The sequence below is a fragment of the Nonomuraea sp. NPDC049400 genome (genome assembly GCF_044466425.1).
Classification (GTDB): domain Bacteria; phylum Actinomycetota; class Actinomycetes; order Streptosporangiales; family Streptosporangiaceae; genus Nonomuraea.
This window is the reverse complement of record NZ_JBITMP010000004.1, coordinates 168,447-192,561: the sequence shown is the minus strand read 5'-3', so window position 1 is coordinate 192,561 and position 24,115 is coordinate 168,447. Positions and strand designations below refer to the sequence as shown.

The following is a 24,115-nucleotide window of genomic DNA, read 5'->3' as shown; positions in this document are numbered from 1 at the left end:
TATGTCTGAAGCTGCCCAGCCGGCCCCTCCGGCTGACAACCTTGTCACCACCTCGCACAGCCTGCCGTCGGGGCAGGCGTACACCGCCACCACCGGCACCATGGTGCTGCGCGAGGAGGTGACCTTCGACGGCAAGTTCGAGGGCCTGCGTCCGAAGGCCGAGGTGTTCGTCACCTCGTACACGCTTGATGGGGCCGACCCGCTGAGCCGGCCGGTCACGTTCGCCTTCAACGGCGGCCCCGGCTCTTCCAGCGTGTGGCTGCACCTGGGTGTGCTCGGGCCGCGCCGGGTCGTGATGGGGGACGCGGGCTCGCTCCTGCCTCCCCCTTACGGCCTGGCCGACAACGAGGAGAGCCTGCTGGCCGTGAGCGACCTGGTCTTCATCGACCCGGTCTCGACCGGCTACTCGCGGGCGGCAGAGGGCGAGAAGGCGGAGCCGTACCACGGCTTCACCGGCGACATCGAGTCGGTCGGGGAGATCATCCGGTTGTGGGCCACCAGGAACGGGCGGTGGATGTCGCCGAAGTTCCTGGCGGGGGAGTCGTACGGGACGATCAGGGCGGCCGGGCTGGCGGACCACCTGCAGTCGCGGTACGGCATGTACCTCAACGGCGTGATGCTGATCTCCTCGGTGCTCGACTTCATCACCGGGGATTTCAACCAGGGCAACGACCTGTCCTACGCCCTCTATTTGCCGACTTATGCCGCTATTGCGCACTATCACGGGCTGCATGGGGACCGGCCGCTGGCCGACGTGCTGCGGGAGGCCGAGGCGTTCGCCGAGCGCGACTACCTGTGGGCGCTGGCGCGAGGCAACCGCCTCAGTGCCGAGGAGCGCTCGGCCGCCGTCTCCACGATCGCCGCGCTGACCGGGCTGAGCGAGGACTACGTCGACCGCGTGGACCTGCGGATCGAGCACATCCGGTTCTTCACCGAGGTGCTGCGCTCGCGCCGCCAGGTCGTCGGGCGGCTCGACGGGCGGTTCATAGGCTGGGACCCCGACTCGGGGCGCGAGCACTTCACCGCCGACCCCAGCATGAACGCGATCATGGGGCCGTACAGCGCCGCGCTCAACCACTACCTCCGTACCGAGCTGGGCTACGCCAACGACCTGCCGTACGAGGTGCTCACTTCGCGGGTGTGGCCGTGGTCGTTCAAGGAGTTCGAGGGCGCGCACGTCACGGTGGTCGACAAGCTGGCCGCGGCCATGCGGGCGAACCCGCACCTGCGTGTCCATGTGGCCTGCGGCTACCACGACGGCGCGACCCCGTACCACGCCGCCGAGCACGCCTTCGCCCACCTGCCCGTGCCCGCGGAGCTGGCCGCGAACGTGGAGTTCAGGTACTACGAGGCAGGCCACATGATGTACGTCCACGAGCCGAGCAGGCTGCGCCAGTCAGCGGACCTGGCGGCGTTCGTGCTCGGCCAGCAGACCTGACGCGCGGGCCAGGCGCTGCTTGAGGTTGGCGCGGAGCGCGGCGAAGCGCTCGGGGTTGTCCCGGATGAGCGTGCGCTGGAGCTCCGCGTCGGCCGCGAACCAGGCGGCGATCAGGCCCGACGACCACTTGCAGGACGTGTCCGCGAACGCGACCTGCTTCTCCTCCTCGCTGATGGCCGGCTTGTCCAGGTTCCAGCGCTTGTCGGCGATGGCGGCCTCGGGAGCCGGGTACGAGTGGCCCGCCTGGCTCATGCACGACTGCCAGCGCTTGACCGCCGCCGTCACGGACGGGTCCTTGGCGGCCTGTTCCAGCGTGAGCGAGTCCTGCAGGGCCAGCCACGGCCAGTCCGCCTTCTGCGCGCCCTTGCCGAGGGTGAGCGTGGCCCGGTCCAGGCAGCCGCGGTCGACGGCGTTGCCGTACAGGCGGTGGCGGGCCGGCTTGGAGAGCTTGCCCGCCCAGGCGCCGGTCGTGTCGGGAGCGGGCAGGCGGGCCAGGTGGTAGCCGAAGTGCTTGGTCGACACGGTGTCGGCGACGCCGTAGCGGCGGGAGTTGCCGGGGTCCACCGCGGCGATGGTGACGGGATCTTCCTTGGGCAGGTCGATGGTGATCCCCTTCTTGCGCATGCACCGTTCGACGAGGTCGTTGTGGGCGTTGCCCAGGATCGCCCGCTGCTCGGGAGTGGTCTTGTAGGCGTCGAACGGCAGCACCAGTTCTGACACCGAGGAGACGCCCTTCACGGGCGCCCGTGGCGCGGGCTCGTCGGCGGCGCAGGCGGCGGCGGAGATCAGCAGCAGCATGCCCGCGAGGAGTCCGCGGCAGCCGGCTTCCGGCGGCCAGGCCCGGCTGTTCAGCGACACCAGATATCGAGCGCGCTGGCGCGGTTGTTGGAGACGGCGTTGTTGACCAGGAAGCCGTCGTTCGAGTCGTGCGTGAACGTGCTGTGCGCGCCGGTGTACCCCGGGTGCTGCCAGAGAGTGGCGCTGCAGCCGATGCGGTTCCTGATGGAGCTGGTCTCGTTGTCAATGCCGTGCCAGGAATCGGTGAAGTCCCAGTTCAGCCAGTTGTTGTCGGCGAAGTCGGAGTCGTCCTGGATGAAGTCGCGCCAGAGGTCGGCGTGGCCGCGGTTGAAGTCGAAGCCGGCGTACAGGCAGACGCGACCGCCGTAACAGGTCGAGCGGGGGCTCGCCACCGCGGCGCCGGCGGGGGCGACCGCGGTGAGCATCGCGGCCGCGGCGACGAGGCCGGCCGCCTTTCTGGATAGCCTCACAGGTCTCTCCTCGATCAGTGGGTCGTTTCGAGGGTCCGTGCAGGGGCTGCTCGCCCGGCACGCCGAGGACCACTGGTATCAGCGGCACGACCTGGGAGATCGTCGCGTTGGCGCAACTCTTGCCAGCTTGGTGCGCGACCTTGGCAATCCGTGGGCTATTCGGGGAGTGCGGCCGGGTTCTGCGCGAGCAGCCCGCCGTCCACGCGGTGCTCGGCGCCCGTGATGAACGACGAGCGCGGCCCCGCCAGGAACGCCACCAGCTCCGCCACCTCCTCGGGCCGGCCCACGCGGCCCAGCGGGTGGGAGCGGCCCCACTGCTGGATCTGCTCCTCCTGCGACGACTCGCCCCGCCACAGGTCCGCGGCCCAGCGCAGCATCGGGGTGTCCACCGAGCCAGGGCAGACCACGTTCACCCGGATGCCGTCGGCGGCGTGGTCGAGCGCCATGGCCCTGGTCAGGCCGTTGAGCGCGGCCTTGCTCGCCGTGTACGCGGCGACCTGCGCCTGCGAGGAGAACGCCTGGACCGACGACATGATCACGATCGAGCCGCCGCCGCGGGCCCTGAGCTTGGGGATGGCCGCCTTGCAGGCGAGGTAGACGCCCTTGAGGTTGATGTCGAGCACCTCGTCCCAGACGTCCTCAGGGGTGTCCTCGACCGTGCCGTAGCGCTGCACGCCCGCGCAGGTGACCACGATGTCGAGCCCGCCGTACTTCGCCACGGCCAGGTCCACCAGGTCCCGCATCTCGTCGGCCTTGCGCACGTCGGCGATCACACCGGTGACGCTCTCGTGTCTATGGTCGCGCTCGCACGGGGCTCCGCTGGTCACGCAAGCTGCCGCTCTCCGCCCCAGGCTCGCCGCTCCGGTATCGAGCGCCGCGTCCTTGTCGACCCCGCAGAACACCACGGACGCCCCGCCGTCGGCCAGCCGGTCGACCACCGCCCGCCCGATGCCCATCGAGCCGCCCGTGACCAGCGCGACCTTGCCGCTGAACTCGCTCATGCCAATACCTCCGCGCGCAAGCGCAACACCTTCGTCTCGTGCGGGTCCAGGGTCAGGGCCGTGCCGTTGGCCACGGCGGCGGCCAGGCCGTCGGTCGGCATGCTGGAGAACGGCTCGAGGCCCACCGTGTACGCCCGTCCCCACCAGGGATAGCCGGTGGACGCGCCGAGCTCCTGCCACATCCACAGGTACGGCAGGAGAGTCGCATCCCACTCCACACGGATACCGATATCCCCCGAAATTTCGTACCAACCCTCGTTAAAGCCGGTCAGATAGACGATGTCGCTCGGCGCCCCCGGCTCCTGGACCACGCTCAGATCGGTCTCGCCGCCCTGGTCGGCGGGCACTCTCGGCCAGTCCCAGGGGCCGCCTGCTTTCACCCGGCGGCCTTTCGCCGGATTTATCGCGCTTTCGTGGGGAACGACCTTGACGCCGGCCGGCACCCGGATCCTGGCCCCCGGGCGCAGGAACGGCAGGCCGTACACGATGTGCTGCCCCCACATGGCGTGCAGCGGGAGGTCGGCCTCGTTGGTGGCCCGGCCCTCGATCTCCAGCGCCGCCGTCCCGGACCGCAGCCTGAAGACCTTCTCCATCCGGTACGGCAGCCGCCGCGTGCGCACGCTGAGCCGTACCGCGACCTCCTCCTCCGAGTCGGCCACGACCTCGCACTGCCACGGCAGCCCGGAGACCTCCCCGTGCTGCGCCAGCCGCGCGCCGCGGTACTCGCTCGGCGCGCCGCCGCTGGGGAAGATCTCCTGCCAGCCGCCCTCGTAGTGGTCGACGAACTGGGCGACGTCGTCGGCCGCGCCCTGGAGGTGGTCGTGCGGGTTGCGCAGGCCCTGCGGGGAGAGCCAGACGAAGTCCGTGTCGGTGGGCTTGTACAGGAACTCCACCACGTCGCCGCCCTTGTCCGGCACGACGGTCACGCGCAGCCGCTCGTTCTCCAGCACGACCGCCCGCAGCCCGTCGATCGTGACGTGCCGCAGGCGAGCCGCCCAGTTACGCCTCACTGGAAGGTCACATCCAGAAATCTCGGCCGGTAGATGGTCACGTCCCGGTAGTGGTCGGTGTTCACGAAGCTGTTGACGTTGTAGGAGACCACGAGCCCGTTGCCGGACACCTCGGGGTGTGCGTGGGCGTTGTACGTGAAGATGTTCCCGGCGGTCTCCGGGGTCTTGTAGACGTGCTGCTTGCCGGTGAACGGTCCGGCCGGGGAGCAGGAGCTGTAGGCCACGATGTTCGGGCTGAGCACCTCGGTCGTGTCATGCGTGATCAGGACATATCCAGATCCGACCTTGGTGACGCTGTACTCGTTCGCCACCCCGCTCATGATCCGCGCCGAGTCGGCCTCGCTCGCCGACCAGGTGCCGTCGGCCTTGAGGTACTCCCACGTGCCCAGCAGGCTCTGCCCCCGCACCCTGGCGACGTGCATGTACTTGGGGGAGCCGAGGTCCTCGACGCCGTAGACGTAGGTGTATCCGCCGTCCTTGAGAATGGCGGAGGCCCAGGAGATGCCGTGCGCGGACGGCAGGTCGGTCACGCTGATCGGCTTGTTCAGCCGGCCAGGGGCGAACCTGGCCAGCACGTTACGGTGCCAGCGCCAGTCCCAGGCGCCGGTGCCGTACCGCTCGTACTCCTGGTAGGTGACCTCCACGATCCCGCCGGCCACCGTCGCGTCACCGGCCCAGAACCAGTGGTTCTTGTCGCGCGGGGGCATCACGGCGGTCGGCTTCTGCACGGTGCCGTCGTGGATCGTGGACAGCCTGCCGCCGCTCTCCACGGCGAAGGAGTTGTTGAGGAACACCGTGTCGCCGCCCTCCCCGACCACGGGTGGGCGCGAGCCGCCGGGGTTGACCCGGCCGAGGAACGTGTCGGAGAAGATCCACAGCTCTCTGCCGCTCGGCAGTTTGACCGAGTACGTGCCATCGGCGCCCGTCCAGTCGTCCACCCGGCTGTTGTCGTTGCCGTAGTTGGTGAAGAGGCTGGTCAGCCGGGCGTTGGTCGTGGTTCCCTTGACCGTCGGGGCACAGGCGGCGGCCGGCGTGGCCTGCTGCTGCTGCTGTTGCACCACCGACGGGACGGGCTTGGGTGGGGCGGCCCAGGCGTGCTGCGGCGCGGCCGTCAGGCCGACCAACGCGATGGCGAGGGGTGCTAAGGCGGAGCGGAATCGCGTCATCACCGGTCCTTGGGGGAGGGAAGTTCCCTACAGTTCTAGTCATTAGATCACTTACTGTCTAGGGCCCCTCTCACACTCGACCAAGACGGATTGTTGGCGGCTCGGGGTCGGCGGCGGCCCTGCGCGACGCGGAAAATGTGATGACCGCGCCCGAACGGGGCGGCTACCCTGCCGGGATGGGCCACGTCGAAGTAGGACATCTCACGTACGTGCTGCCCGACGGGCGGCCCCTGCTCAACGACGTGTCCTTCAGGATCGGTGAAGGCGTCAAGGCTGCGCTCGTCGGGCCCAACGGCGCGGGCAAGACCACGCTCATGCGGCTGATCGCCGGCGACCTCCAGCCGGTCGACGGCAGCGTGGCCAGCTCCGGCGGGCTGGGCGTGATGCGGCAGTTCGTCGGCAGCGTGCGCGACGGCAGCAGCGTGCGCGACCTGCTGCTCGGCGTCGCCCCGCCGGCCGTGCGCCGGGCGGCCGAGCGGCTCGACGAGGCCGAGCTGGCCATGATGGAGCGCGACGACGAGAAGACGCAGATGCGCTACGCGCAGGCGATCAGCGACTACACCGACGCGGGTGGCTACGACATCGAGGTGTTGTGGGACACCTGCACGGTGGCCGCGCTCGGTGTCCCGTACGAAAGGGTGAAATATCGGGACGTGGCCACGCTGTCCGGCGGCGAGCAGAAGCGGCTCGTCCTGGAGGCGCTGCTGCGCGGCCCCGACCAGACGCTGCTGCTGGACGAGCCCGACAACTACCTCGACGTCCCCGGCAAGGAGTGGCTGGAGCAGCAGCTCAGGGAGACGCCCAAGACCGTGCTGCTGGTCAGCCACGACCGCCAGCTCCTGGCGAACGCGGCCGACCGCATCGTGACCGTCGAGTCCGGCAACATCTGGATCCACGGCGGCGGGTTCGCCACGTACGCCGAGGCCCGCAAGGCCCGTAACGAGCGCCTCGACGAGCTGCGCAGGCGCTGGGACGAGGAGCACGCCAAGCTCAAGGCCCTGGTCAACATGCTCAAGAACAAAGCCAGGTACAACGACGGCATGGCCGCCGCCTACCACGCCGCCCAGACGCGGCTGCGCAAGTTCGTGGAGGCAGGGCCGCCCGAGGTGGCCCCGAGCGATCAGAACATCAAGATGCGCCTGCGCGGCGGACGCACCGGCAAGCGCGCGGTCATCTGCGAGGGGCTGGAGCTCACCGGGCTCATGCGCCCGTTCGACCTCGAGGTCTGGTACGGCGAGCGCGTCGCGGTCCTCGGCTCCAACGGCTCGGGCAAGTCCCACTTCCTGCGCCTGCTGGCCGGGGAGCCGATCGCCCACGACGGCGTCGCCAGGCTCGGCGCCCGCGTGGTCCCTGGCCACTTCGCCCAGACCCACGCCAGGCCGGACCTGCTCGGCCGCACCCCGGTCGAGATCGTCATGACCGAGCACGCCAAGCTCAAGAACGAGGCGATGAAGACGCTGGCCCGCTACGAGCTGGCGGGGCGCACCGCCGAGCAGCGGTTCGACTCGCTCTCGGGCGGCCAGCAGGCACGGCTGCAGATCCTGCTGCTCGAGCTGTCCGGGGCCACGTTGCTGCTGCTCGACGAGCCGACCGACAACCTCGACCTGGCCAGCGCCGAGGCGCTGCAGGCGGGGCTGGACGCGTTCGACGGCACGGTGCTGGCGGTCACCCACGACCGCTGGTTCGCCGCCGACTTCGACCGCTACCTGGTCTTCGGCTCCGACGGCACGGTCTACGAGTCGCCGGACCCGGTCTGGGACGAGGCCAGGGTCGCCCGTCCCCGTTAAAGAGTTGGTACGCCCGGCGCGTGTCACCTGCCATCCGTGCCCATGCACGGGTTATCACGGCAAAGTGATCCCGCGTAGCCGAACCGCCAGCCTGCTCGCACTCGGGGCACTCGGGGCAATCTGCCTCTCCGGGTGCTCCAGCGAGAAACGACCAGCACAAGAGCTCAAGCCCCTCGCGCTCAAGGAACAGGTCTCGAGCATCGTCAAATCCGCCGACGGGTACGCCGTCAGCTGGGCAGGCGTGCTCAACAACGCCAACCCGTGGCACTTCGGCGAGCACGTGGTGGCCACGATCGTCGGGCACGACGCCAAGGGCGCCGAAGTGGTCAGGATGGACCAGCCGCTCGACGCCGTGCCGCCGGGCGGCTCGTTGTCCTTCACCGGCCAAGCCACTGCCGCGGAGAAGCCGGAGAAGGTGACGATCCAGTACCGTCCCGCGCGCTGGCGGATGGCGACGCGCATTCCCTCGGCGTTCCAGAGCTTTCCCATTACCCGGAGCCAGACTCTGCGCCAGAAAGACGGCTCATACCTTATTACCGGATATGTCGGTAATCCATATCAAATGGCGGCCGGCAGTCTGGTCGTGAACGCGTTGCTGCGCGACAAAGCGGGCAAACTCCTCGGTGGCGGCAGCACGTTCGTGGACGACGTCAAAGCGGGCAGTCCGCCGCGATTCATTCTCACTGTTTCCGGTCTGCCGGCCGGGTCCAGCGTGGCGAGGACCGACATCACGGCCAGGACCTGGGGGTCCACCGGCCGTCCCTACGAGGATCTGGCGCTCGGCGGCGCCGTGCCGATCCACACGGTCAAGCCGGTGACCGAGCCTTTCGCGGTGGATCGGAGCACACAGGTCGTCTCTGAACATAAGCAATAATTCACGCCAAATTCAAAGGCGTTGCTATGCCGTAGGCTGAAACAGGTAGAACTACTAGTTACGAATCAATTACCTTCGGTCATATGAATGACCGCGTCCTGGTCGAAGCACTTCGCGCCCGTGACCCAGGTGCGCTCGCCGCGCTCTATGACACGTACGCGGAGAGCATCTACCGCTACTGCTGGTCCCTCCTCCTGAACGCCGACAGCGCCCAGGTGGCGCTCCGCGACACGCTGATCGCCGCCGAGGCGCACGCGGGGGCGCTGGCCGACCCGGACCTGCTGCGCGCCTGGCTCTTCGCGCTGGCCCGCGTGGAGTGCCTGCGCCGCAGGGCCGCCGCGCCGCCGGGCGCCGCCGAGGTGCTGGCCGAGGCGCCGCCCCTGGACGACCCGGCCGACGCCGACCTGCGGGTCATGGCCTGGAACGCCGTCCAGAGCCTGCCCGTCGCCGACCGCGAGGTGCTGGCGCTCACGCACCGGCACTCGCTGCCCGCCGCCGAGCTGGCCCTGGTGCTCGGGACGCGGCAGGTCGAGCAGCCCCTGGAGGAGGCCCGCGAGCGCCTGCGCGACGCGATCACTGCCGAGATCCTCGCCAGGAAGGGCCCGTACGACTGCCCGCGGCGGGCCGCGATGCTGGCCGGGTTCTCCGGCGAGCTGACCCAGGAGATGCGCGAGCGGCTGGTCAGGCACCTGCCGCGGTGCGAGATCTGCGCGCCGCACCGCCTTCGCGAGGTGTCGGCCGCCAAGGTCTTCGAGCTGCTGCCCGAGGAGGCGCTGCCCGACTCGCTCCGCATCCGGGTGATGAGCTGCTTCGTCGACCCGGAGCTGCTGCCCTACCGCCGTTACGTCGCCAGGCGCACGGCTGCCCTGGGCGCCGCCGGATTTCCCGTCTCCGCGGACCAGGCCGTTCAGGGGTGGCCTAAGGCGCTGGCGGGCGCGCTGGCGGCGGTCGCGACCGTGGTGGCGATAGTGGTGATCTTCCAGCAGCTCGGCGGGGGGAGCGGCGGAGTGTCCGGCGTGGCGACGGCCGCGTTCCCCGCGACGGGCCAGCCGCCCGGCATCCAGTTGCCCTGGCGCTCGGAGCCGCCGGACGTCCCGGTGACCGGGGAGCCGGTCCTGCACAGCACGGCCACGCACCCGATCGGCGTGACCGGCGGTCCGATGCTCGTGCCGCCCGTCGTGCCGGTCAACAACGCGGTCCAGACGACGCCGGCCCGGGGCACGCCCCCGTCTTCCGGGCCGCCCCAGTCCCAGCCGCATGGGGAGCCGCCTACGTCGCAGGCCCCGCCTTCCACGTACGTACCGCCTCCTACGCAGACCCCGCCGCCCCAGCACTCGCCGCCCGAGCACTCGCCGGGGCCCCGCACCCGCACTCCCTGCCCCACGCCGACCCGCACGCCCACCGCGACGCCGCCGCCTCCTACCACCACCCCCGCCGAGACGCCCACGCAGACGGCCGCCCCCACGGAGACACCCTTGCCCAGCACGACGGGCTGAGTTCCCCGAGCTCTGAACGGCCCCCTCCACCGGAGGGAACGAGCCTTCGCCGACTACGTTACGTAAGCAGCCCACTGGGAACCGTGTGCATAGAGTAGCCACGTGTTTCCGGGGGGACTGATGCGTGCATTTCGGACAGGGCTTCTCGCGTGTTGCCTGATGGTCGCCCTGTGCCCGCCCGCCGAGGCCGAGCCCGCCCCCTCCTCGCGGGAGGTGAAGAAGGCCCGTCAGTCCGCACGTGAGCGTTCGAAGGAGCTGGGAGCGGCCACCGCCGAGCTGGTCACGGCGCAGTCGCAGCTGGACGGGCTGGCGGCCGAGGTGGAGCGGCTGGTGGAGGCCTACAACGGCGAGCTGGTGCGGCTCCGGCAGGCCGAGGAGTTGTACGCGCAGGCCAGTGCGCGTCTGGCGGCGGCCGACGCGGAGGTCGAGCGGGTGAGGCAGGAGGTCGCGCTCCTGGCCACGGAGAGCTACGGCGGGCAGACCCCGATGGCGCCGGTCATCGGCATGATCTTCGACCAGGGCGGCACTGAGGGAGCCCTGCACAGGGCAGGGGTGCTCGCGCAGCTCTGGGGCGAGCGGGCGGCGATCCTCAGCAGGATGGACGACAGCCAGAAGGTGGCCGCCATCCTGCGTACCCAGGCCGCGAACGCCTACGCCGCCCAGGAGGCCGCCTCGGAGCGCGCCGAAACGGCCAAGAGCGCCGCCGAGGCCGCCGTTGCCAGGCAGCAGGAGGAGACGAGGGAGCTCAGGGCGCGTACGGAGGTCCTGCGCCACGAGGTGGACAAGGCGCGCAGCCGCGCGAAGCTGCTGGCCCGGCAGCGGGCCGCGTCGCTGTCAGGGGGGATGGTCTCGGGGGGCTCGGCCATGGGGGACGTGGCGGCCAACTGGGCGCTCACCCAGCTCGGCAAGCCGTACGTGTGGGCGGCCGCCGGCCCGGACACCTACGACTGCTCGGGGCTGACGATGCGGGCCTGGGAGAAAGCGGGCGTACGGCTCGACCACTGGACGGGCACCCAGTGGACGGCGGGCCCGCACGTGCCGCTGGAGCAGCTGAAACGTGGCGACCTGCTCTTCTTCGGCCACGTCAAAGACGATCCGAGCACCATCCACCACGTCGGGATCTACGTCGGCGACGGGCAGATGGTGCACGCCCCGCAGACCGGCGACGTGGTGCGGGTGGCCTCGATCTGGCGCGGGGACCTGGTGGGCGCCACCAGGCCCCGCTGAAGGGGACGGTCAGTGATGGCCGGATTCCTTGGCCCGGCGGAAGGAGCGCTCGATCTCGGCCTCGGCCTCGATGCGGCCCACCCAGTTGGCGCCCTCGACGGACTTGCCCGGCTCCAGGTCCTTGTAGACCTCGAAGAAGTGCTGGATCTCCAGCCGGTCGAACTCCGACACGTGGTGGATGTCCTGGATGTGGTGCATCCGCGGGTCGGTCGAGGGGACGCAGAGGACCTTGTCGTCGCCGCCCTTCTCGTCGGTCATCCTGAACATGCCCACCGCCCGGCAGGTGATGTAGCAACCGGGGAACGTCGGCTCCTGCAGCAGCACCAGCGCGTCGAGCGGGTCGCCGTCCTCCCCGAGGGTGTGCTCGATGAAGCCGTAGTCGGCGGGGTACTGCGTGGAGGTGAACAGGAGCCGGTCGAGCCTGATCTTCCCGGTCTCGTGGTCCACCTCGTACTTGTTCCGTTGCCCCTTTGGAATCTCAACGACGACGTCGAACTCCACCGCGGTCCTTTCTCATGGGCTGATTCCGCCTCACCAGTCAGTGCCTGGTCAGGCATCGTCTCCCGTACTCAAGCCCCCGGGCACCCCCGGCTGGGCGTTAATGTCTCGTAGGCGAACAAAGGAGAGAGGGCAGCGACGTGGCGCGGCACGACCGGTGGCTGATGCTTACCACTCTCGCCGTGCTCCAGGCCCTGACGATCGTCACCGGCGTTTACGCGATGACCACCGACTTCAGCCTGGGCGCGTTGACGAGGCAGTCTCCACCGACCAAGCCGACGGCGTCCCCGCCGGAAGGGTCTCCCTCCGTCCCCGTGGTCACCTCGGGGCCAGTGCTGGCCCAGCTTTCGGTGAAGCCAGGAGACGGACCTCTCTCGACTAAGGGTACTTTGACGCGGCAGCTCACCCACGCGCTGGGTGACGAAGCACTCGGCAACCGGGTCGGCGCGGTGGTCCTCGACGCGGTCACCGGCGAGCGGATCTTCGCCGCCAACGCCGACACCCCGATCGTCCCCGCCTCGACCACGAAGATCATCACCTGCGCCGTCGCCCTCGCGTCCCTGGGGCCGGACACCCGTCTGTCCACCAGGGTCGTCCAGGGGCCGAAACCGGACACGGCCGTCCTGGTCGGGGGCGGCGACCCGCTGATCGCCGGTCCGTCGGCGAAGCCGGGGTACCCGAAGCAGGCGAGCCTGGCCACGCTCGCGGCCCGCACCGCCGCGACCCTTAAATCGCAAAACATTCGAAAAATCGCTCTTTCGTACGACTCATCCCTCTTTGTAGGTCCGGCGGTCCCTCCCGGCTGGAAGCCGAACTACATCCCGGACGGCGAGGCGGCGCCCGTCCACGCCCTGACCATGGACGAAGGCCGCCAGGACCCGCGCAACAAGCAGCCCCGGGTTTCCAACCCGCCCCAGTACGCCGCCGCGGCCTTCGCCAAGTTGCTGGCCAAGCAGGGCATCACGGTGTCCAGGTCCGTACGGCCGGGCAAGGCCCCGGCGGGCGCCACGGAGCTGGGCCGGGTGGACTCGGCGCCCCTCTACTCCCTGGTTGAGCACACGCTCACCCACAGTGACAACGACATGGCCGAGGCGCTGCTCAGGCTCGTCGCCATCAAGGAGGGGCAGCAGGCGTCGGTCGAAGGGGGCGCCAAGGCCGTGATCGCGGTGCTCCAGCGCCTCGGGGTCGCGCAGGGCGTCTCCCTCACCGACGGCAGCGGTCTGTCCCCACGCAACCGCATCAGCCCCACCGCCCTGGCCAAGGTGATCGCCATGTCCTCCTCCGCGAGCCAGCCCAACCTGCACGCCATCGCCTCGGGCATGCCGATCGCCGGCTTCTCCGGCACCCTCGGCAACGGCCGGCGGTTCACGGGGAGCGACAGCCGGGGCCAGGTCGGTCTGGTCCGGGCCAAGACCGGCACGCTCAACAACGTCAACACGCTGGCGGGCATGGCCACCACGAAGGACGGGCGGCTGGTGACGTTCGCCTTCATGGCGGACCGCGTACCGGTCACCGCCGAGCCCGTGCTCGACCGCCTGGCGGCGATCGTGGCGAGGTCATGAGGACGCTCCTTCGCCTGCTTATGGCGATCCTTCGGATCGCGGCTCAGTCGCTGGGATCCGGTGTCTTCCCTCGTCGTTCGGTCGCTTCGCTCCCTCTCTCCTCAGTCCAGACACCGGCGCTCCTTCGCAGGTTGGACATGGAGCACGTACGGTGGACGGTATGCAGGTGATCGACTGGGATCTGGCCGTCACGACCGGCACGCGCCTGGTGCGCCCCGGTCCTCAGGTGAGCCGGGAGGAGGCCAGGCAGGCCGTCACCGAGCTCCGCACCCTGTCACGCGAGGCCGAGGGCCACGTGCGCAGCTTCACCAAGATCCATACAGAGACCGCGCCGCAGGCCGCGACCATCGTGGACCGGCCAGGCTGGATCAGGGCGAACGTCGAGGGCTTCCGCGTGGTGCTCGAGCCGCTCACGCAGCGCATGGGCAGCGGCCCCAACCCGCCGCCCGCCATCGTCACGGCCGTGGGCTCCCGCATCACGGGCGTGGAGGTGGGGGCCGTCCTCGCCTTCCTCGCCTCACGGGTTCTGGGCCAGTACGAGCTGTTCCTCCCGCCTGACCCCACCGGCCAGGAGCCCGCCGGCCGCCTGACGCTCGTCGCCCCCAACATCGTCCACGCCGAGCGCGAGCTGGGCGTCAACCCCCACGACTTCCGCCTGTGGGTGTGCCTCCACGAGGAGACGCACCGGGTGCAGTTCACGGGCGTGACGTGGCTGCGCGAATACGTCCGGTCGCAGATGACCGAGTTCCTGCTCGCCTCCGACCTCGACCTGCCCACGCTGCTCGAACGCCTCCGCAACGCCGCCGACACGGTGGCCGACGTGGTGCGCGGCGGCGAGGGCAACCTCATCGACGCCATCCAGTCACCCGGCCAGAAGGAGATCCTCGACCGGTTGACGGCCGTGATGACCCTGGTGGAGGGGCACGGCGACTACGTCATGGACGCGGTGGGCCCGTCCGTGGTGCCCTCGGTGGCCGAGATCCGCGCCAAGTTCGCCCAGCGCCGTGAGGGCGGCTCCCGGCTCGACCGCACGGTGCGGCGGCTGCTGGGGATCGAGCTCAAGATGAAGCAGTACGCGGAGGGGTCGGCGTTCGTGCGGAAGGTGGTGGACCGGGTCGGGATGGATGGCTTCAACCGCATCTGGACCTCGCCGGAGACGCTCCCCACGACCCCGGAGATCGCCGACCCGGACGCCTGGATCAACCGCGTCATCGGCACCCCGGCGCTCCCGGCCTAGCCTCCCGCACCGCCCACGCGGAGCGCCGCGCGCCGGCCCGGACGGGCGGCTGTCGTCACCCACGACCAGCGCTCCGCGCCAGGAGCGCTGTGTCGGGTGGTGCAGGCACGTACGGCCGGTGCCCCGCTCGGAGCGTCGGCGGGACGGGGTGCGGGTGGCGTTGTGACGTGTGGCGGCACGGGACAATGGCACCCGTGGGCCCACATCCAGCCGTAGCCGACGTGCGCAGGGCAGTGCGTGAGGCGCTGGCCGACGTCCAGGAGGGCGCGCTGGTCCTGGTGGCGTGCAGCGGCGGAGCCGACTCCCTGGCGCTGGCGGCGGCGCTGGGGTTCGTGGCACCCAGGATGGGGCTGCGCGCCGGGCTGCTCACCGTGGACCACCAGCTCCAGCCGGGCTCGGCCCAGCGGGCGCGAACGGTCGCGGACATCGGGGAGACCCGGCTGGACCTGCACCCCGCCGAGGTCCTCACCGTGACGGTGGGCACCGAGGGCGGCCCCGAGGCGGCGGCGCGGGAGGCCCGTTATCAGGCGCTGGCGGAGGCGGCCGACAAGCACCGGGCGCAGGTGGTCCTGCTCGGCCACACCAGGGACGACCAGGCGGAGACCGTGCTGCTGGGGCTGGCCAGGGGGAGCGGCGTCAGGTCGCTGTCCGGGATGGCGGCCCGCAGCGGCCGCTACCGGAGGCCGTTCCTCGAGCTCCCGAGAGCCACCACCGTCAGAGCCTGCCAGGCCATGGGTCTCGTCCCCTGGGACGACCCGCACAACGAGGACCCCCGCTACACCAGGGTCCGCGTCAGAAACAGGGTCCTGCCGGTGCTGGAGGCGGAGCTCGGCCCGGGAGTGGCCGAGGCACTCGCCAGGACCGCCAGGATGGCCCGCGAAGACGCCGATGCCCTCGATCAGTGGGCCGAATCGGCGTACCAGAATTGCGCTCTTAGCGATATTCCGGGATCGGTGACGCTGGCCGTGCCGGAGTTGGAAAAGCTCCCCGACGCCGTCAGGCGGAGGGTTTTGCGGCGGGCGGCCATTGCGGCGGGGGCACCCTCGGGCGCTCTGTCCGCCACTCATATCCTGGCCGTGGACCGGCTGGTCACGCGGTGGCATGGGCAGAAGGCCGTGGACCTACCGGGGGGTCTGTCCGCCGTGCGGCGGTATGGGACCCTGATAGTCGCCATCAGTCCCATCGCATAAGGAACCACAGGTGGACGCTGCCGACATGGGCAATGACCTGGAAAAGGTCCTCATTCCCGAGGACGAGCTCCAGGCGAAGATCAAAGAGCTTGCCGGGCGGATCGACGAGGACTACGCGGGTAAAGATTTGCTGCTCGTGGGCGTGCTGAAGGGCGCCGTCATGGTGATGGCCGACCTGGCCAGGGCCCTGCACGTGCCCGTGCAGATGGACTGGATGGCGGTGTCGTCGTACGGGGCGGGCACCAAGTCGTCCGGCGTCGTGCGCGTGCTGAAAGACCTCGACACCGACATCATGGGCCGCCACGTGCTGATCGTCGAGGACATCATCGACTCAGGACTGACCTTGCACTGGTTGCTGGAAAACCTGAAGTCGCGCAATCCGGCGTCGCTGGAGATCTGCACCGCGCTGCGGAAACCGGACGCGGTGAAGGTGCCCATCGAGGTGAAATACGTGGGCTTCGACATTCCCAACGAGTTCGTCATCGGATACGGGCTGGACTACTCCGAGCGATACCGCAATCTGCCGTTCATCGGCACTCTGGCCCCACACGTTTACAAGTAGCAATCTGGAACACGGCCGGGAACACCGCACAACGTGACGTACGTTGATAGGGCAAGGCCGGTGCAGCGGGCGGGTCCCCCCGTGCGCTCTGCCGGTGTACCTTCAGACTCCTGGAGGGTGACCGCGTGTCGCCTTCGGGTAGTCAGAAGTCGCGGTGTCGGATGCCGCGGCCCCGGGCCAGCCCGGGGTTCCAGGCCATGGTCAGGAAGGGACGGGCCCGCAAGGGGTTCCGCATCGGATGGATCTCAAGCGATTTACACGTGGGCCACTGCTGTGGATCCTGGGCATCGTCGTGCTGCTCCTCCTCGTCACTCAGCTCTGGAGTGGCGGCGGTAATTACAAGGAAGCCGACACGTCCCTGGTCCTCCAGCAGATTCGCGCCGGAAACGTCAGCAACGCCAGGATTGTCGACAAGGACAACCGAATCGAGGTGACGCTGGCCAACCCGATCGCGGTGAAGACCGGTGACACCCCGACGAAGCTGATCCAGTCCGACTGGGTCACCGGTTACGGCGGCAAACTGACCGACGAGCTGCAGGCTCAGGTCGAGGCGGGCAAGACCAAGAGCTTCACCACCGAGGTGCCGCAGGAAAACTTCCTCGTCAGCATCCTGGTGAGCTTCCTGCCGATCGTCATCATCGTGCTGCTCTTCCTGTTCATCATGAACCAGATGCAGGGCGGCGGCTCCCGGGTGATGAACTTCGGCAAGTCCAAGGCCAAGCTGATCACCAAGGACACCCCCAAGACCACGTTCGCCGACGTCGCGGGGGCCGACGAGGCCATCGAGGAGCTCCAGGAGATCAAGGAGTTCCTGCAGGCCCCGGCCAAGTTCCAGGCGATCGGCGCCAAGATCCCCAAGGGCGTGCTGCTGTACGGCCCGCCCGGCACCGGTAAGACGCTGCTGGCCCGCGCCGTCGCGGGCGAGGCCGGGGTGCCGTTCTACTCGATCTCCGGTTCCGACTTCGTCGAGATGTTCGTCGGTGTCGGCGCCTCGCGTGTCCGCGACCTGTTCGAGCAGGCGAAGGCCAACGCCCCGGCGATCATCTTCATCGACGAGATCGACGCCGTCGGCCGCCACCGCGGCGCCGGCTTGGGCGGCGGTCACGACGAGCGCGAGCAGACGCTCAACCAGCTGCTCGTCGAGATGGACGGCTTCGACGTCAAGGGCGGCGTGATCCTCATCGCCGCGACCAACCGGCCCGACATCCTCGACCCGGCGCTGCTGCGTCCCGGCCGGTTCGACCGGCAGGTCACCGTCGACCGCCCCGATCTCGAGGGCCGCAAGGGCATCCTCAAGGTCCACGGCCGCGGCAAGCCGTTCGCGCCCAACGTCGACCTCGACGTCATCGCGCGCCGCACCCCCGGGTTCACCGGCGCCGACCTGGCCAACGTGATCAACGAGGCCGCCCTGCTCACCGCGCGGGCCGACGAGAAGCTGATCACGATGGACGTCCTCGAGGAGTCGATCGACCGTGTCATGGCAGGGCCCGAGCGCAAGTCGCGGGTCATGTCCGACAAGGAGAAGAAGATGATCGCCTACCACGAGGGCGGTCACGCGCTGGTGGCGCACGCGCTGCCGAACTCCGACCCGGTCCACAAGATCACGATCCTGTCCCGGGGCCGCGCGCTCGGCTACACGATGACGCTGCCGATGGAGGACAAGTTCCTGGCCACCAGGTCCGAGATGATGGACCAGCTCGCGATGCTGCTCGGCGGCCGCGCGGCGGAGGAGCTCGTGTTCCACGAGCCCACCACCGGCGCCTCCAACGACATCGAGAAGGCCACGGCCGTCGCCCGCCGCATGGTGACCGAGTACGGCATGAGCGAGCAGCTCGGCGCCCGTAAGTTCGGCACCGGGCAGGCCGAGGTGTTCCTGGGTCGTGAGATGGGCCACGAGCGCGACTACTCCGAGAAGATCGCCTCCACGATCGACGAGGAGGTCCGCCGGATGATCGAGACGGCGCACGACCAGGCATGGGACATCCTGGTCGAATACCGCGACGTGCTCGACAACCTGGTGCTCGAGCTCATGGAGAAGGAGACCCTCTCCCGCGAGCAGGTGCTCGAGATCTTCTCCCCGGTGGTGGTCAAGGAGCACCGCCCGTCCTACGCGGGCTACGGCAAGCGGCTCCCCTCCGACCGTCCGCCGATCCTGACCCCCAAGGAGCAGTCGGCCAACGGCTCGCTGACAGGGGGCCACCAGGACGCCCTCCCGTCCGGAGAAAGTGCGTGACTCAGCACGACGTCGACCTGGGCCGTATCGAGAAGGCCGTACGCGAGATCCTCTACGCGATCGGCGAGGATCCCGACAGGGACGGCCTTCTCGACACGCCCGCAAGGGTCGCCCGAGCCATGGCCGAGCAGTATTCAGGGCTCGGCCAGAAGCCCGAAGACGTGCTGACGAAGGTCTTCGACGTCGACCACGACGAGATGGTGCTCGTCAGGGACATCGAGGTCTACAGCACGTGTGAGCACCATCTGGTCCCGTTCCACGGCGTGGCCCACGTGGGCTACATCCCCAACGACCGCGGCCAGGTGACCGGCCTGTCCAAGCTGGCCCGCCTGGTCGACGTGTACGCCCGCCGCCCCCAGGTCCAGGAGCGCATGACGTCCCAGATCGCCGACGCCCTCATGCGGGTCCTGGAGCCGCGCGGGGTCATCGTGGTCGTCGAGGCGGAGCATCTGTGCATGACGATGCGTGGCGTACGCAAGCCGGGCGCCAAGACCGTCACCTCGGCCGTCCGCGGCGACTTCCGCACCAGTGACAAGACCCGATCCGAGGCGATGGCGCTGATCCTGGGTCGCTGATGAGCGAACGGGGTACCCACGATGTCAACATGTGTGGGGAAGCGCCTAGGCTTGGCCCATGACTAGCGTGCCCATCAACGTGCCGGGGGGTGCGGATCGGTGCCTCGTCATGGGTGTGGTCAATGTGACCCCCGATTCGTTCTCCGACGGCGGCCTGTGGTTCGACGAGAGGGCCGCCATCCAGCACGGCCTTGACCTGGTCGAGGAGGGGGCCGACCTGGTCGACGTGGGCGGGGAGTCCACCCGCCCCGGCGCGGCCAGGGTCTCGCTGGAGGAGGAGCTGGCCAGGGTCGTGCCGGTGATCAGCGCGCTCGACGCCGAGGGTGTGGCGGTCAGCGTCGACACGATGCGGGCCGAGGTGGCCAGGGCCGCGGTCGAGGCGGGCGCGCGGCTCGTCAACGACGTGAGCGGCGGTCTCGCCGACCCCGAGATGCCGCGCGTGGTGGCCGAGACCGGCGTCCGCTATGTGGTGATGCACTGGCGCGGCCACAGCCACGACATGGACAGCCGCGCCGTCTACGCCGACGTGGTGACCGAGGTCCGCGAGGAGCTGAGCAAGCGGGTCGACCTGGTGCTGGCGGAAGGTGTCACGGAGGAGCAGATCGTGCTCGACCCCGGGCTCGGCTTCGCCAAGAACGCCCAGCACAACTGGGCGCTGCTGGCCGGGATCCCGCAGCTGGCGGAGCTGGGCTTCCCGCTGCTCATCGGGGCCTCGCGCAAGCGCTTCCTCGGGCGGTTGCTGGCCGATCCCGACGGGACGCCCCGGCCGTTCAGCCGCAGTGACGACGCCACGCTGGCCGTGACCGCGCTGGCCGCGCACGCGGGCGCCTGGTGCGTACGCGTCCACCACGTGGGCCCCAATGCCGATGCCGTGCGCGTGTCCGCCGCATGGAAGAGAGCCGGAGCAGGCACATGAGCGTCGACACCGCCGCCATCGAGACGGTCAACCAGGAGTTCTACGCCGCGATAGAGAGCGGCGACCTCGACAAGATGACCGAGATCTGGGCCGAGGACACCGCCGACGACCAGGTGAGCTGCGTCCACCCGGGCTGGACCCTGCTCGCCGGCCGGTCCGAGGTGCTGCGGTCCTGGGCCCTCATCATGGCCAACACCACCTACATCCAGTTCGTGCTGACCGACGTCAACACGACCGTGCTGGGCGACGTGGCCGTGCTGACCTGCGTCGAGAACATCCTCACCGCCGGCGAGGAGGGCGAGGCCAGCTTCGCCGCGGGCAAGGTGGTGGCCAGCAACGTCTACGTCCGCACCCCGCAGGGCTGGCGGCTGTGGATGCACCACGGCTCGCCGGTGCTCCAGGGGGACGACGACGAGGAGGAGGAAGGCGAGCTTGAGCGCTGACCGCATCGCTCTCAAGGGCCTGCGGGCCAGGGGGAGGCACGGCGTGCTCGCTGCCGAGCGGGAGCTCGGGCAGGAGTTCGTGATCGACGCGACGCTGTTCCTCGACACCGCGCCGGCGGCGGCCGGCGACGATCTCACCAAGACCGTCCACTACGGGGAGCTGGCCGAGGCGCTGGTCGAGGTCGTGGAGGGCGAGCCGGTCGCGCTGATCGAGACGCTCGCGCAGCGGCTGGCGGACGTGTGCCTGGCCAGTGAGCTGGTGAGCAAGGTCGAGGTGAGCGTGCACAAACCGGCGGCGCCCATCCCGCTGGCGTTCGACGACGTGGTCGTGACCATCGAACGGAGCCGCGTATGAAAGTAGTCCTGGCTCTGGGCAGCAACCTGGGGCCCCGGTTCCAGACGCTGCAGGGCGCCGTGGACACCTTGTTCGACGCGCCGGGGCTGGAGTTCGTCAAGGCATCCCCGGTCTACGAGACCGATCCCGTCGGGGGTCCTGCCGGGCAGAAGCCGTACGTCAACGCGGTCGTGATCGCCGAGACCACGCTGCCGCCGCGCACGCTGCTGGAGCGGGCGCAGAGCGTGGAGAACGCCTTCGGCCGGGTGCGCACCGAGCGCTGGGGGCCGCGCACGCTCGACATCGACCTGATCGTGGTGGGCGACACCGTCTGCGACGACCCCGAGCTGACGCTGCCGCATCCCCTCGCCCACGAGCGCGCGTTCGTGCTCGTGCCCTGGGCGAAGGCCGACCCCGACGGCGTGGTGCCCGGGCGTGGCCGGGTGACGGAGCTGGTGGAGGGCGTCGACCAGCAAGGGGTACGCCTGCGCGACGACCTCAGTCTGCAGAGGCCCGATTGAAGCCCACCCACCCCGGCCGCCTGGTCGGCATCGTCATCGTCGTCGCGTTGATCGCGTGGGCGTTGGTCCGGTCTTTCTACTCCGAGCTGCCCCTCATGCCGTGGACCGCGATCCCCACGGTCCTGCTGCTGGCCATCGGCGAGGGTTACAGCGCGTGGACGACCAAGGCCAGGATCGCCAGGAAACCTGGCACCAAGCCGGTGGAGCCCCTGTCGGTGGCCCGGCTGGCCGCGCTGGCGAAGGCGTCGGCGTACGTGGGGGCGATGTTCGCCGGGTTGTTCGCCGGGTTCGCTCTCTATACGGTGCAGATCTTGGACCGGGAGACGCCGCGATCGGAGTTCTTCGTCGCGACGGGGTCGTTCCTGTCATGCGTGGTGCTGGTCTGCGCCGCCCTCTACCTGGAGAACGTCTGCCGCATCCCGAAGGACTCGGACGAGCAGCAGCCCGGCTAGGCGCTACGCTCCCTCGCCGGTTCGGGCGCACGTCTACGCCCGAACAGGTAGATGACCGGGGTGGTGCAGATCAGCGGGCCGACGATGGCGATGGGGCGCTCCAGCCACCACTTCAGGTCAGGCGGGATCTCACTGCCCAGGGTGCCGAAGAGCCACCATGACAGCCCAAGTGCGATGGCCATCCCGGTCGTGTGGAAGAGGAAGAGCGGCAGCGAGTACCGGTTGATGAAGCCGTTCGCCCGGCTCCACCTGGGCCGCTCCAGGACGCGCTCCATCGACGGCCGCAGCACCTCCACCAGCCCGATCTGGAACAGCAGCAGGGCGACGATCACGAACGTGGGCGGCGCCATGTTCGACCACTTGTCACCCGGCACGCCCACCATCGAGCCCGGGTAGATGCCGGAGTAGACCAGGCCGAACAGGGCGAAGAGGCCGGTCCAGAGCAGTGCGACGTCGTAGCGCCTGGGCAGGATGACGACTCGGTCGTAGAAGAACCCGGCCTGGTGGGCGAGCCCCCAGATGAGGATCATGTTGAGCCACCCGGCCCATTCGACCCCGTACCGGAAGCGCACCACGTCGACCACCAGCGACGCGCCGCCGAGCCAGATCAGCGCCAGCACGTCGTAGCGGCGGTGCAGCCAGAGCGCCACCGGCAGCAGGGCGATGAGCACGAGGTAGACGCCGAGGAACCACAGCGGGCTGAGCACCAGCAGCACCACCCGCCACATCCAGTCCACCTGGAACGTGAACGTGACGACCGCGCCGATGGCGAGCCACACCCCGGACAGGAACAGCGCCGGTAACGCCAGCGCGCGGATGCGCCGCCAGACGAACGAGCCGATGCCGACGCCGCGCCCCCGGGCACGCTCCCAGGACAGCAGGTGCACGTGGCCACCGACGTAGAAGAACAGCGGCAGCACCTGCAGCAGCCAGGTCAGGATCCACAGCCCGGAGGTGAAGCCCAGCGGGCTGGTGGGCTCGGGGCCGTTCGGCTTCCACTCCAGGATGGTGAACGCCCAGTGCCAGACCACCACGACGCACAGGCTCAGGGCGCGGAGCCAGTCGACGTACTTGTCGCGCTCGGCCTTCACTTGTCGATGTCACCCACGACGAAGAACATCGAGCCGAGGATGGCCACCATGTCGGCGACCAGGTGTCCGGGCAGCATCTCCCGCAGCACCTGGATGTTGCTGTAGGAGGCCGAGCGCAGCTTGAGCCGCCACGGGGTCTTGTCGCCCTTCGAGACCAGGTAGTAGCCGTTGATGCCGAGGGGGTTCTCGGTCCACGCGTACGTGTGCCCCTCCGGCACCTTGAGCACCTTCGGCAGGCGCTGGTTGATGGGCCCGGGCGGCAGCGAACGCAGGTGCTCGACGCAGGCGTCGGCCAGCTCGAGCGAGCTCTTGAGCTGGTCGAACAGCACCGCGAACCGGGCGTGGCAGTCGCCCGCCTGCCGCGTGACGACCTTCACGGGCAGCTCGCGATAGGCGAGGTACGGGTCGTCGCGGCGCAGGTCGAAGTCCACCCCCGAGGCCCTGGCGATGGGGCCGCTGACGCCGTACTGCATGATCTGCTCGCGGGTGAGCACGCCGACGCCCTTGGTGCGGGCGATGAAGATCTCGTTGTGCAGGATGAGGTCCTCGATGTCGGGCACCCGGCGCCGGGTCTCAGCGACGGCGGCCGACACCCGGTCGAGCCAGCCGAGCGGCAGGTCCTCCTTGAGGCCCCCGACCCGGTTGAACATGTAGTGCATGCGCCCGCCGGAGATCTCCTCCATGACGGCTTGGATGCGCTCGCGCTCGTCGAAGGCGTAGAACAGCGGCGTGATCGCGCCCAGCTCGAGAGGGTAGGAGCCGAGGAACATCAGGTGGTTGAGCACCCGGTTGAGCTCGGCCAGCAGGGTGCGCGCCCACACGGCCCTGACCGGGGGCTCCATGCCGAGCAGGCGCTCGGCGGCGATCACCACGCCCAGCTCGTTGGCGAAGCCGGAAAGCCAGTCGTGCCGGTTGGCCAGCATGATGATCTGACGGTAGTCGCGGACCTCGAACAGCTTCTCCGCGCCCCTGTGCATGTAGCCGATGATCGGCTCGGCGGCGGTGATGCGCTCGCCGTCGAGCGTCAGCCGGAGCCTGAGCACTCCATGGGTCGACGGATGCTGCGGGCCGATGTTGAGGATCATGTCCTCGGTGGCCAGCTCTTTCGCGCCCGCGCCGATTCCGACCACACGTTCCGTCATATGGCCATGCTGCCACCGCACTGATTGGTGATCCAGCCGGGGGGCAGGTCAAGGAATCGTATGGAAATGCATCCCGAAGCCGGACATGGGGA

Annotated in this window: 24 protein-coding genes; 16 read left to right on the top strand and 8 right to left on the bottom strand. The window is 69.4% G+C overall.

The annotated features are described in order from the left end of the window. The first annotated feature begins 1 nt into the window (after position 1). Positions 2 to 1,438: a S10 family peptidase gene (locus ACIBVN_RS06880; protein WP_397133490.1), complete on the top strand. Its 1,437-nt coding sequence runs from the start codon at positions 2 to 4 to the stop codon at positions 1,436 to 1,438. Here ACIBVN_RS06880 and ACIBVN_RS06875 read toward each other — a convergent pair. From ACIBVN_RS06875 to ACIBVN_RS06855, 5 genes are all read right to left on the bottom strand, one after another. Beyond that, positions 1,397 to 2,296, bottom strand: a complete 900-nt coding sequence (locus tag ACIBVN_RS06875; protein WP_397133488.1) for a hypothetical protein — start codon at positions 2,294 to 2,296, stop codon at positions 1,397 to 1,399. The two genes, ACIBVN_RS06880 and ACIBVN_RS06875, sit on opposite strands and share 42 nt — an antisense overlap. Beyond that, entirely contained in the window at positions 2,287 to 2,706 is a 420-nt protein-coding gene (locus tag ACIBVN_RS06870; RefSeq protein ID WP_397133486.1) for a peptidase inhibitor family I36 protein, read from the bottom strand. Before ACIBVN_RS06870 ends, ACIBVN_RS06875 begins: the two co-directional genes overlap by 10 nt. 155 nt (positions 2,707 to 2,861) lie before the next feature. Beyond that, positions 2,862 to 3,707: an SDR family NAD(P)-dependent oxidoreductase gene (locus ACIBVN_RS06865; protein ID WP_397133484.1), complete on the bottom strand. Its 846-nt coding sequence runs from the start codon at positions 3,705 to 3,707 to the stop codon at positions 2,862 to 2,864. Then, entirely contained in the window at positions 3,704 to 4,717 is a 1,014-nt protein-coding gene (locus ACIBVN_RS06860) for a DUF4432 family protein (protein WP_397133482.1), read from the bottom strand. The genes ACIBVN_RS06865 and ACIBVN_RS06860 overlap by 4 nt, the downstream gene beginning before the upstream one ends. Then, positions 4,714 to 5,883 carry a DUF4185 domain-containing protein gene (locus tag ACIBVN_RS06855; protein WP_397133480.1) on the bottom strand — a complete coding sequence of 390 codons (1,170 nt, stop codon included), beginning with the start codon at positions 5,881 to 5,883 and terminating at the stop codon, positions 4,714 to 4,716. Before ACIBVN_RS06855 ends, ACIBVN_RS06860 begins: the two co-directional genes overlap by 4 nt. A 176-nt stretch (positions 5,884 to 6,059) precedes the next feature. On the opposite strand from ACIBVN_RS06855, the gene ACIBVN_RS06850 reads away from it, so the two are divergent. The 4 genes from ACIBVN_RS06850 (at position 6,060) to ACIBVN_RS06835 (ending at position 11,267) form a co-directional block, all read left to right on the top strand. Next, positions 6,060 to 7,670, top strand: a complete 1,611-nt coding sequence (locus tag ACIBVN_RS06850) for an ABC-F family ATP-binding cassette domain-containing protein (protein ID WP_397133910.1) — start codon at positions 6,060 to 6,062, stop codon at positions 7,668 to 7,670. A 64-nt stretch (positions 7,671 to 7,734) separates the two neighbouring features. Continuing rightward, the gene (locus tag ACIBVN_RS06845; protein ID WP_397133478.1) at positions 7,735 to 8,544 is read left to right on the top strand and encodes a hypothetical protein; all 810 of its coding nucleotides are present in this window, start codon (positions 7,735 to 7,737) and stop codon (positions 8,542 to 8,544) included. An 83-nt stretch (positions 8,545 to 8,627) separates the two neighbouring features. Further along, positions 8,628 to 10,040 (top strand): hypothetical protein, encoded by a 1,413-nt coding sequence (locus ACIBVN_RS06840; RefSeq protein ID WP_397133476.1) that lies wholly within the window; start codon positions 8,628 to 8,630, stop codon positions 10,038 to 10,040. 159 nt (positions 10,041 to 10,199) lie between these two features. Next, positions 10,200 to 11,267, top strand: a complete 1,068-nt coding sequence (locus tag ACIBVN_RS06835; protein ID WP_397133474.1) for an NlpC/P60 family protein — start codon at positions 10,200 to 10,202, stop codon at positions 11,265 to 11,267. A 9-nt stretch (positions 11,268 to 11,276) separates the two neighbouring features. Here ACIBVN_RS06835 and ACIBVN_RS06830 read toward each other — a convergent pair whose 3' ends face one another. Further along, entirely contained in the window at positions 11,277 to 11,768 is a 492-nt protein-coding gene (locus ACIBVN_RS06830; RefSeq protein WP_349447486.1) for an inorganic diphosphatase, read from the bottom strand. A 137-nt stretch (positions 11,769 to 11,905) separates the two neighbouring features. On the opposite strand from ACIBVN_RS06830, the gene dacB reads away from it, so the two are divergent. From dacB to ACIBVN_RS06775, 11 genes are all read left to right on the top strand, one after another. Next, positions 11,906 to 13,327: a D-alanyl-D-alanine carboxypeptidase/D-alanyl-D-alanine-endopeptidase gene (dacB, locus tag ACIBVN_RS06825; RefSeq protein ID WP_397133471.1), complete on the top strand. Its 1,422-nt coding sequence runs from the start codon at positions 11,906 to 11,908 to the stop codon at positions 13,325 to 13,327. A gap of 160 nt (positions 13,328 to 13,487) precedes the next feature. Further along, entirely contained in the window at positions 13,488 to 14,564 is a 1,077-nt protein-coding gene (locus ACIBVN_RS06820) for a zinc-dependent metalloprotease (RefSeq protein WP_397133908.1), read from the top strand. A gap of 185 nt (positions 14,565 to 14,749) precedes the next feature. Next, positions 14,750 to 15,754: a tRNA lysidine(34) synthetase TilS gene (gene tilS, locus ACIBVN_RS06815; protein ID WP_397133469.1), complete on the top strand. Its 1,005-nt coding sequence runs from the start codon at positions 14,750 to 14,752 to the stop codon at positions 15,752 to 15,754. A 10-nt stretch (positions 15,755 to 15,764) separates the two neighbouring features. Then, the gene (hpt, locus tag ACIBVN_RS06810) at positions 15,765 to 16,316 is read left to right on the top strand and encodes a hypoxanthine phosphoribosyltransferase (RefSeq protein ID WP_397133467.1); all 552 of its coding nucleotides are present in this window, start codon (positions 15,765 to 15,767) and stop codon (positions 16,314 to 16,316) included. A gap of 238 nt (positions 16,317 to 16,554) precedes the next feature. Beyond that, positions 16,555 to 18,549: an ATP-dependent zinc metalloprotease FtsH gene (gene ftsH, locus ACIBVN_RS06805; protein WP_397133465.1), complete on the top strand. Its 1,995-nt coding sequence runs from the start codon at positions 16,555 to 16,557 to the stop codon at positions 18,547 to 18,549. After that, positions 18,546 to 19,124 carry a GTP cyclohydrolase I FolE gene (gene folE, locus ACIBVN_RS06800; RefSeq protein ID WP_349447481.1) on the top strand — a complete coding sequence of 193 codons (579 nt, stop codon included), beginning with the start codon at positions 18,546 to 18,548 and terminating at the stop codon, positions 19,122 to 19,124. Before ftsH ends, folE begins: the two co-directional genes overlap by 4 nt. 109 nt (positions 19,125 to 19,233) lie before the next feature. Next, on the top strand, positions 19,234 to 20,040 hold the full coding sequence (gene folP / locus ACIBVN_RS06795; protein WP_397133906.1) for a dihydropteroate synthase: 807 nt from the start codon (positions 19,234 to 19,236) through the stop codon (positions 20,038 to 20,040). Continuing rightward, the gene (locus ACIBVN_RS06790) at positions 20,037 to 20,483 is read left to right on the top strand and encodes a nuclear transport factor 2 family protein (protein ID WP_397133463.1); all 447 of its coding nucleotides are present in this window, start codon (positions 20,037 to 20,039) and stop codon (positions 20,481 to 20,483) included. Before folP ends, ACIBVN_RS06790 begins: the two co-directional genes overlap by 4 nt. Further along, positions 20,473 to 20,838 (top strand): dihydroneopterin aldolase, encoded by a 366-nt coding sequence (gene folB, locus ACIBVN_RS06785; protein WP_397133461.1) that lies wholly within the window; start codon positions 20,473 to 20,475, stop codon positions 20,836 to 20,838. The genes ACIBVN_RS06790 and folB overlap by 11 nt, the downstream gene beginning before the upstream one ends. Then, a complete protein-coding gene (gene folK / locus ACIBVN_RS06780) occupies positions 20,835 to 21,338 on the top strand; it encodes a 2-amino-4-hydroxy-6-hydroxymethyldihydropteridine diphosphokinase (protein ID WP_397133459.1) in 504 nt (167 codons plus the stop codon). Before folB ends, folK begins: the two co-directional genes overlap by 4 nt. Next, entirely contained in the window at positions 21,335 to 21,790 is a 456-nt protein-coding gene (locus ACIBVN_RS06775) for a DUF3180 domain-containing protein (RefSeq protein ID WP_397133457.1), read from the top strand. The genes folK and ACIBVN_RS06775 overlap by 4 nt, the downstream gene beginning before the upstream one ends. Here ACIBVN_RS06775 and ACIBVN_RS06770 read toward each other — a convergent pair. Together ACIBVN_RS06770 and ACIBVN_RS06765 are read right to left on the bottom strand one after the other, a co-directional pair. Next, a complete protein-coding gene (locus tag ACIBVN_RS06770) occupies positions 21,787 to 22,881 on the bottom strand; it encodes an acyltransferase (RefSeq protein ID WP_397133455.1) in 1,095 nt (364 codons plus the stop codon). The genes ACIBVN_RS06775 and ACIBVN_RS06770 overlap by 4 nt on opposite strands. Then, positions 22,878 to 24,023, bottom strand: coding sequence for an NADH-quinone oxidoreductase subunit D (locus tag ACIBVN_RS06765; RefSeq protein ID WP_397133453.1), 1,146 nt, complete (start codon positions 24,021 to 24,023; stop codon positions 22,878 to 22,880). The genes ACIBVN_RS06770 and ACIBVN_RS06765 overlap by 4 nt, the downstream gene beginning before the upstream one ends. Positions 24,024 to 24,115 lie beyond the last annotated feature (92 nt).

Bases quoted from the DNA above. Each gene is read 5' to 3' on its own strand.
- ACIBVN_RS06880 (WP_397133490.1), top strand. From the start codon at position 2: ATGTCTGAAGCTGCCCAGCCGGCCCCTCCGGCTGACAACCTTGTCACC.
- ACIBVN_RS06865 (WP_397133484.1), bottom strand. From the start codon at position 3,707: ATGAGCGAGTTCAGCGGCAAGGTCGCGCTGGTCACGGGCGGCTCGATG.
- ACIBVN_RS06855 (WP_397133480.1), bottom strand. From the start codon at position 5,883: ATGACGCGATTCCGCTCCGCCTTAGCACCCCTCGCCATCGCGTTGGTC.
- ACIBVN_RS06850 (WP_397133910.1), top strand. From the start codon at position 6,060: ATGGGCCACGTCGAAGTAGGACATCTCACGTACGTGCTGCCCGACGGG.
- ACIBVN_RS06840 (WP_397133476.1), top strand. From the start codon at position 8,628: ATGAATGACCGCGTCCTGGTCGAAGCACTTCGCGCCCGTGACCCAGGT.
- ACIBVN_RS06835 (WP_397133474.1), top strand. From the start codon at position 10,200: ATGGTCGCCCTGTGCCCGCCCGCCGAGGCCGAGCCCGCCCCCTCCTCG.
- ACIBVN_RS06820 (WP_397133908.1), top strand. From the start codon at position 13,488: ATGCAGGTGATCGACTGGGATCTGGCCGTCACGACCGGCACGCGCCTG.
- tilS (WP_397133469.1), top strand. From the start codon at position 14,750: ATGGCACCCGTGGGCCCACATCCAGCCGTAGCCGACGTGCGCAGGGCA.
- ftsH (WP_397133465.1), top strand. From the start codon at position 16,555: ATGGATCTCAAGCGATTTACACGTGGGCCACTGCTGTGGATCCTGGGC.
- folP (WP_397133906.1), top strand. From the start codon at position 19,234: ATGGGTGTGGTCAATGTGACCCCCGATTCGTTCTCCGACGGCGGCCTG.
- ACIBVN_RS06790 (WP_397133463.1), top strand. From the start codon at position 20,037: ATGAGCGTCGACACCGCCGCCATCGAGACGGTCAACCAGGAGTTCTAC.
- folK (WP_397133459.1), top strand. From the start codon at position 20,835: ATGAAAGTAGTCCTGGCTCTGGGCAGCAACCTGGGGCCCCGGTTCCAG.
- ACIBVN_RS06765 (WP_397133453.1), bottom strand. From the start codon at position 24,023: ATGACGGAACGTGTGGTCGGAATCGGCGCGGGCGCGAAAGAGCTGGCC.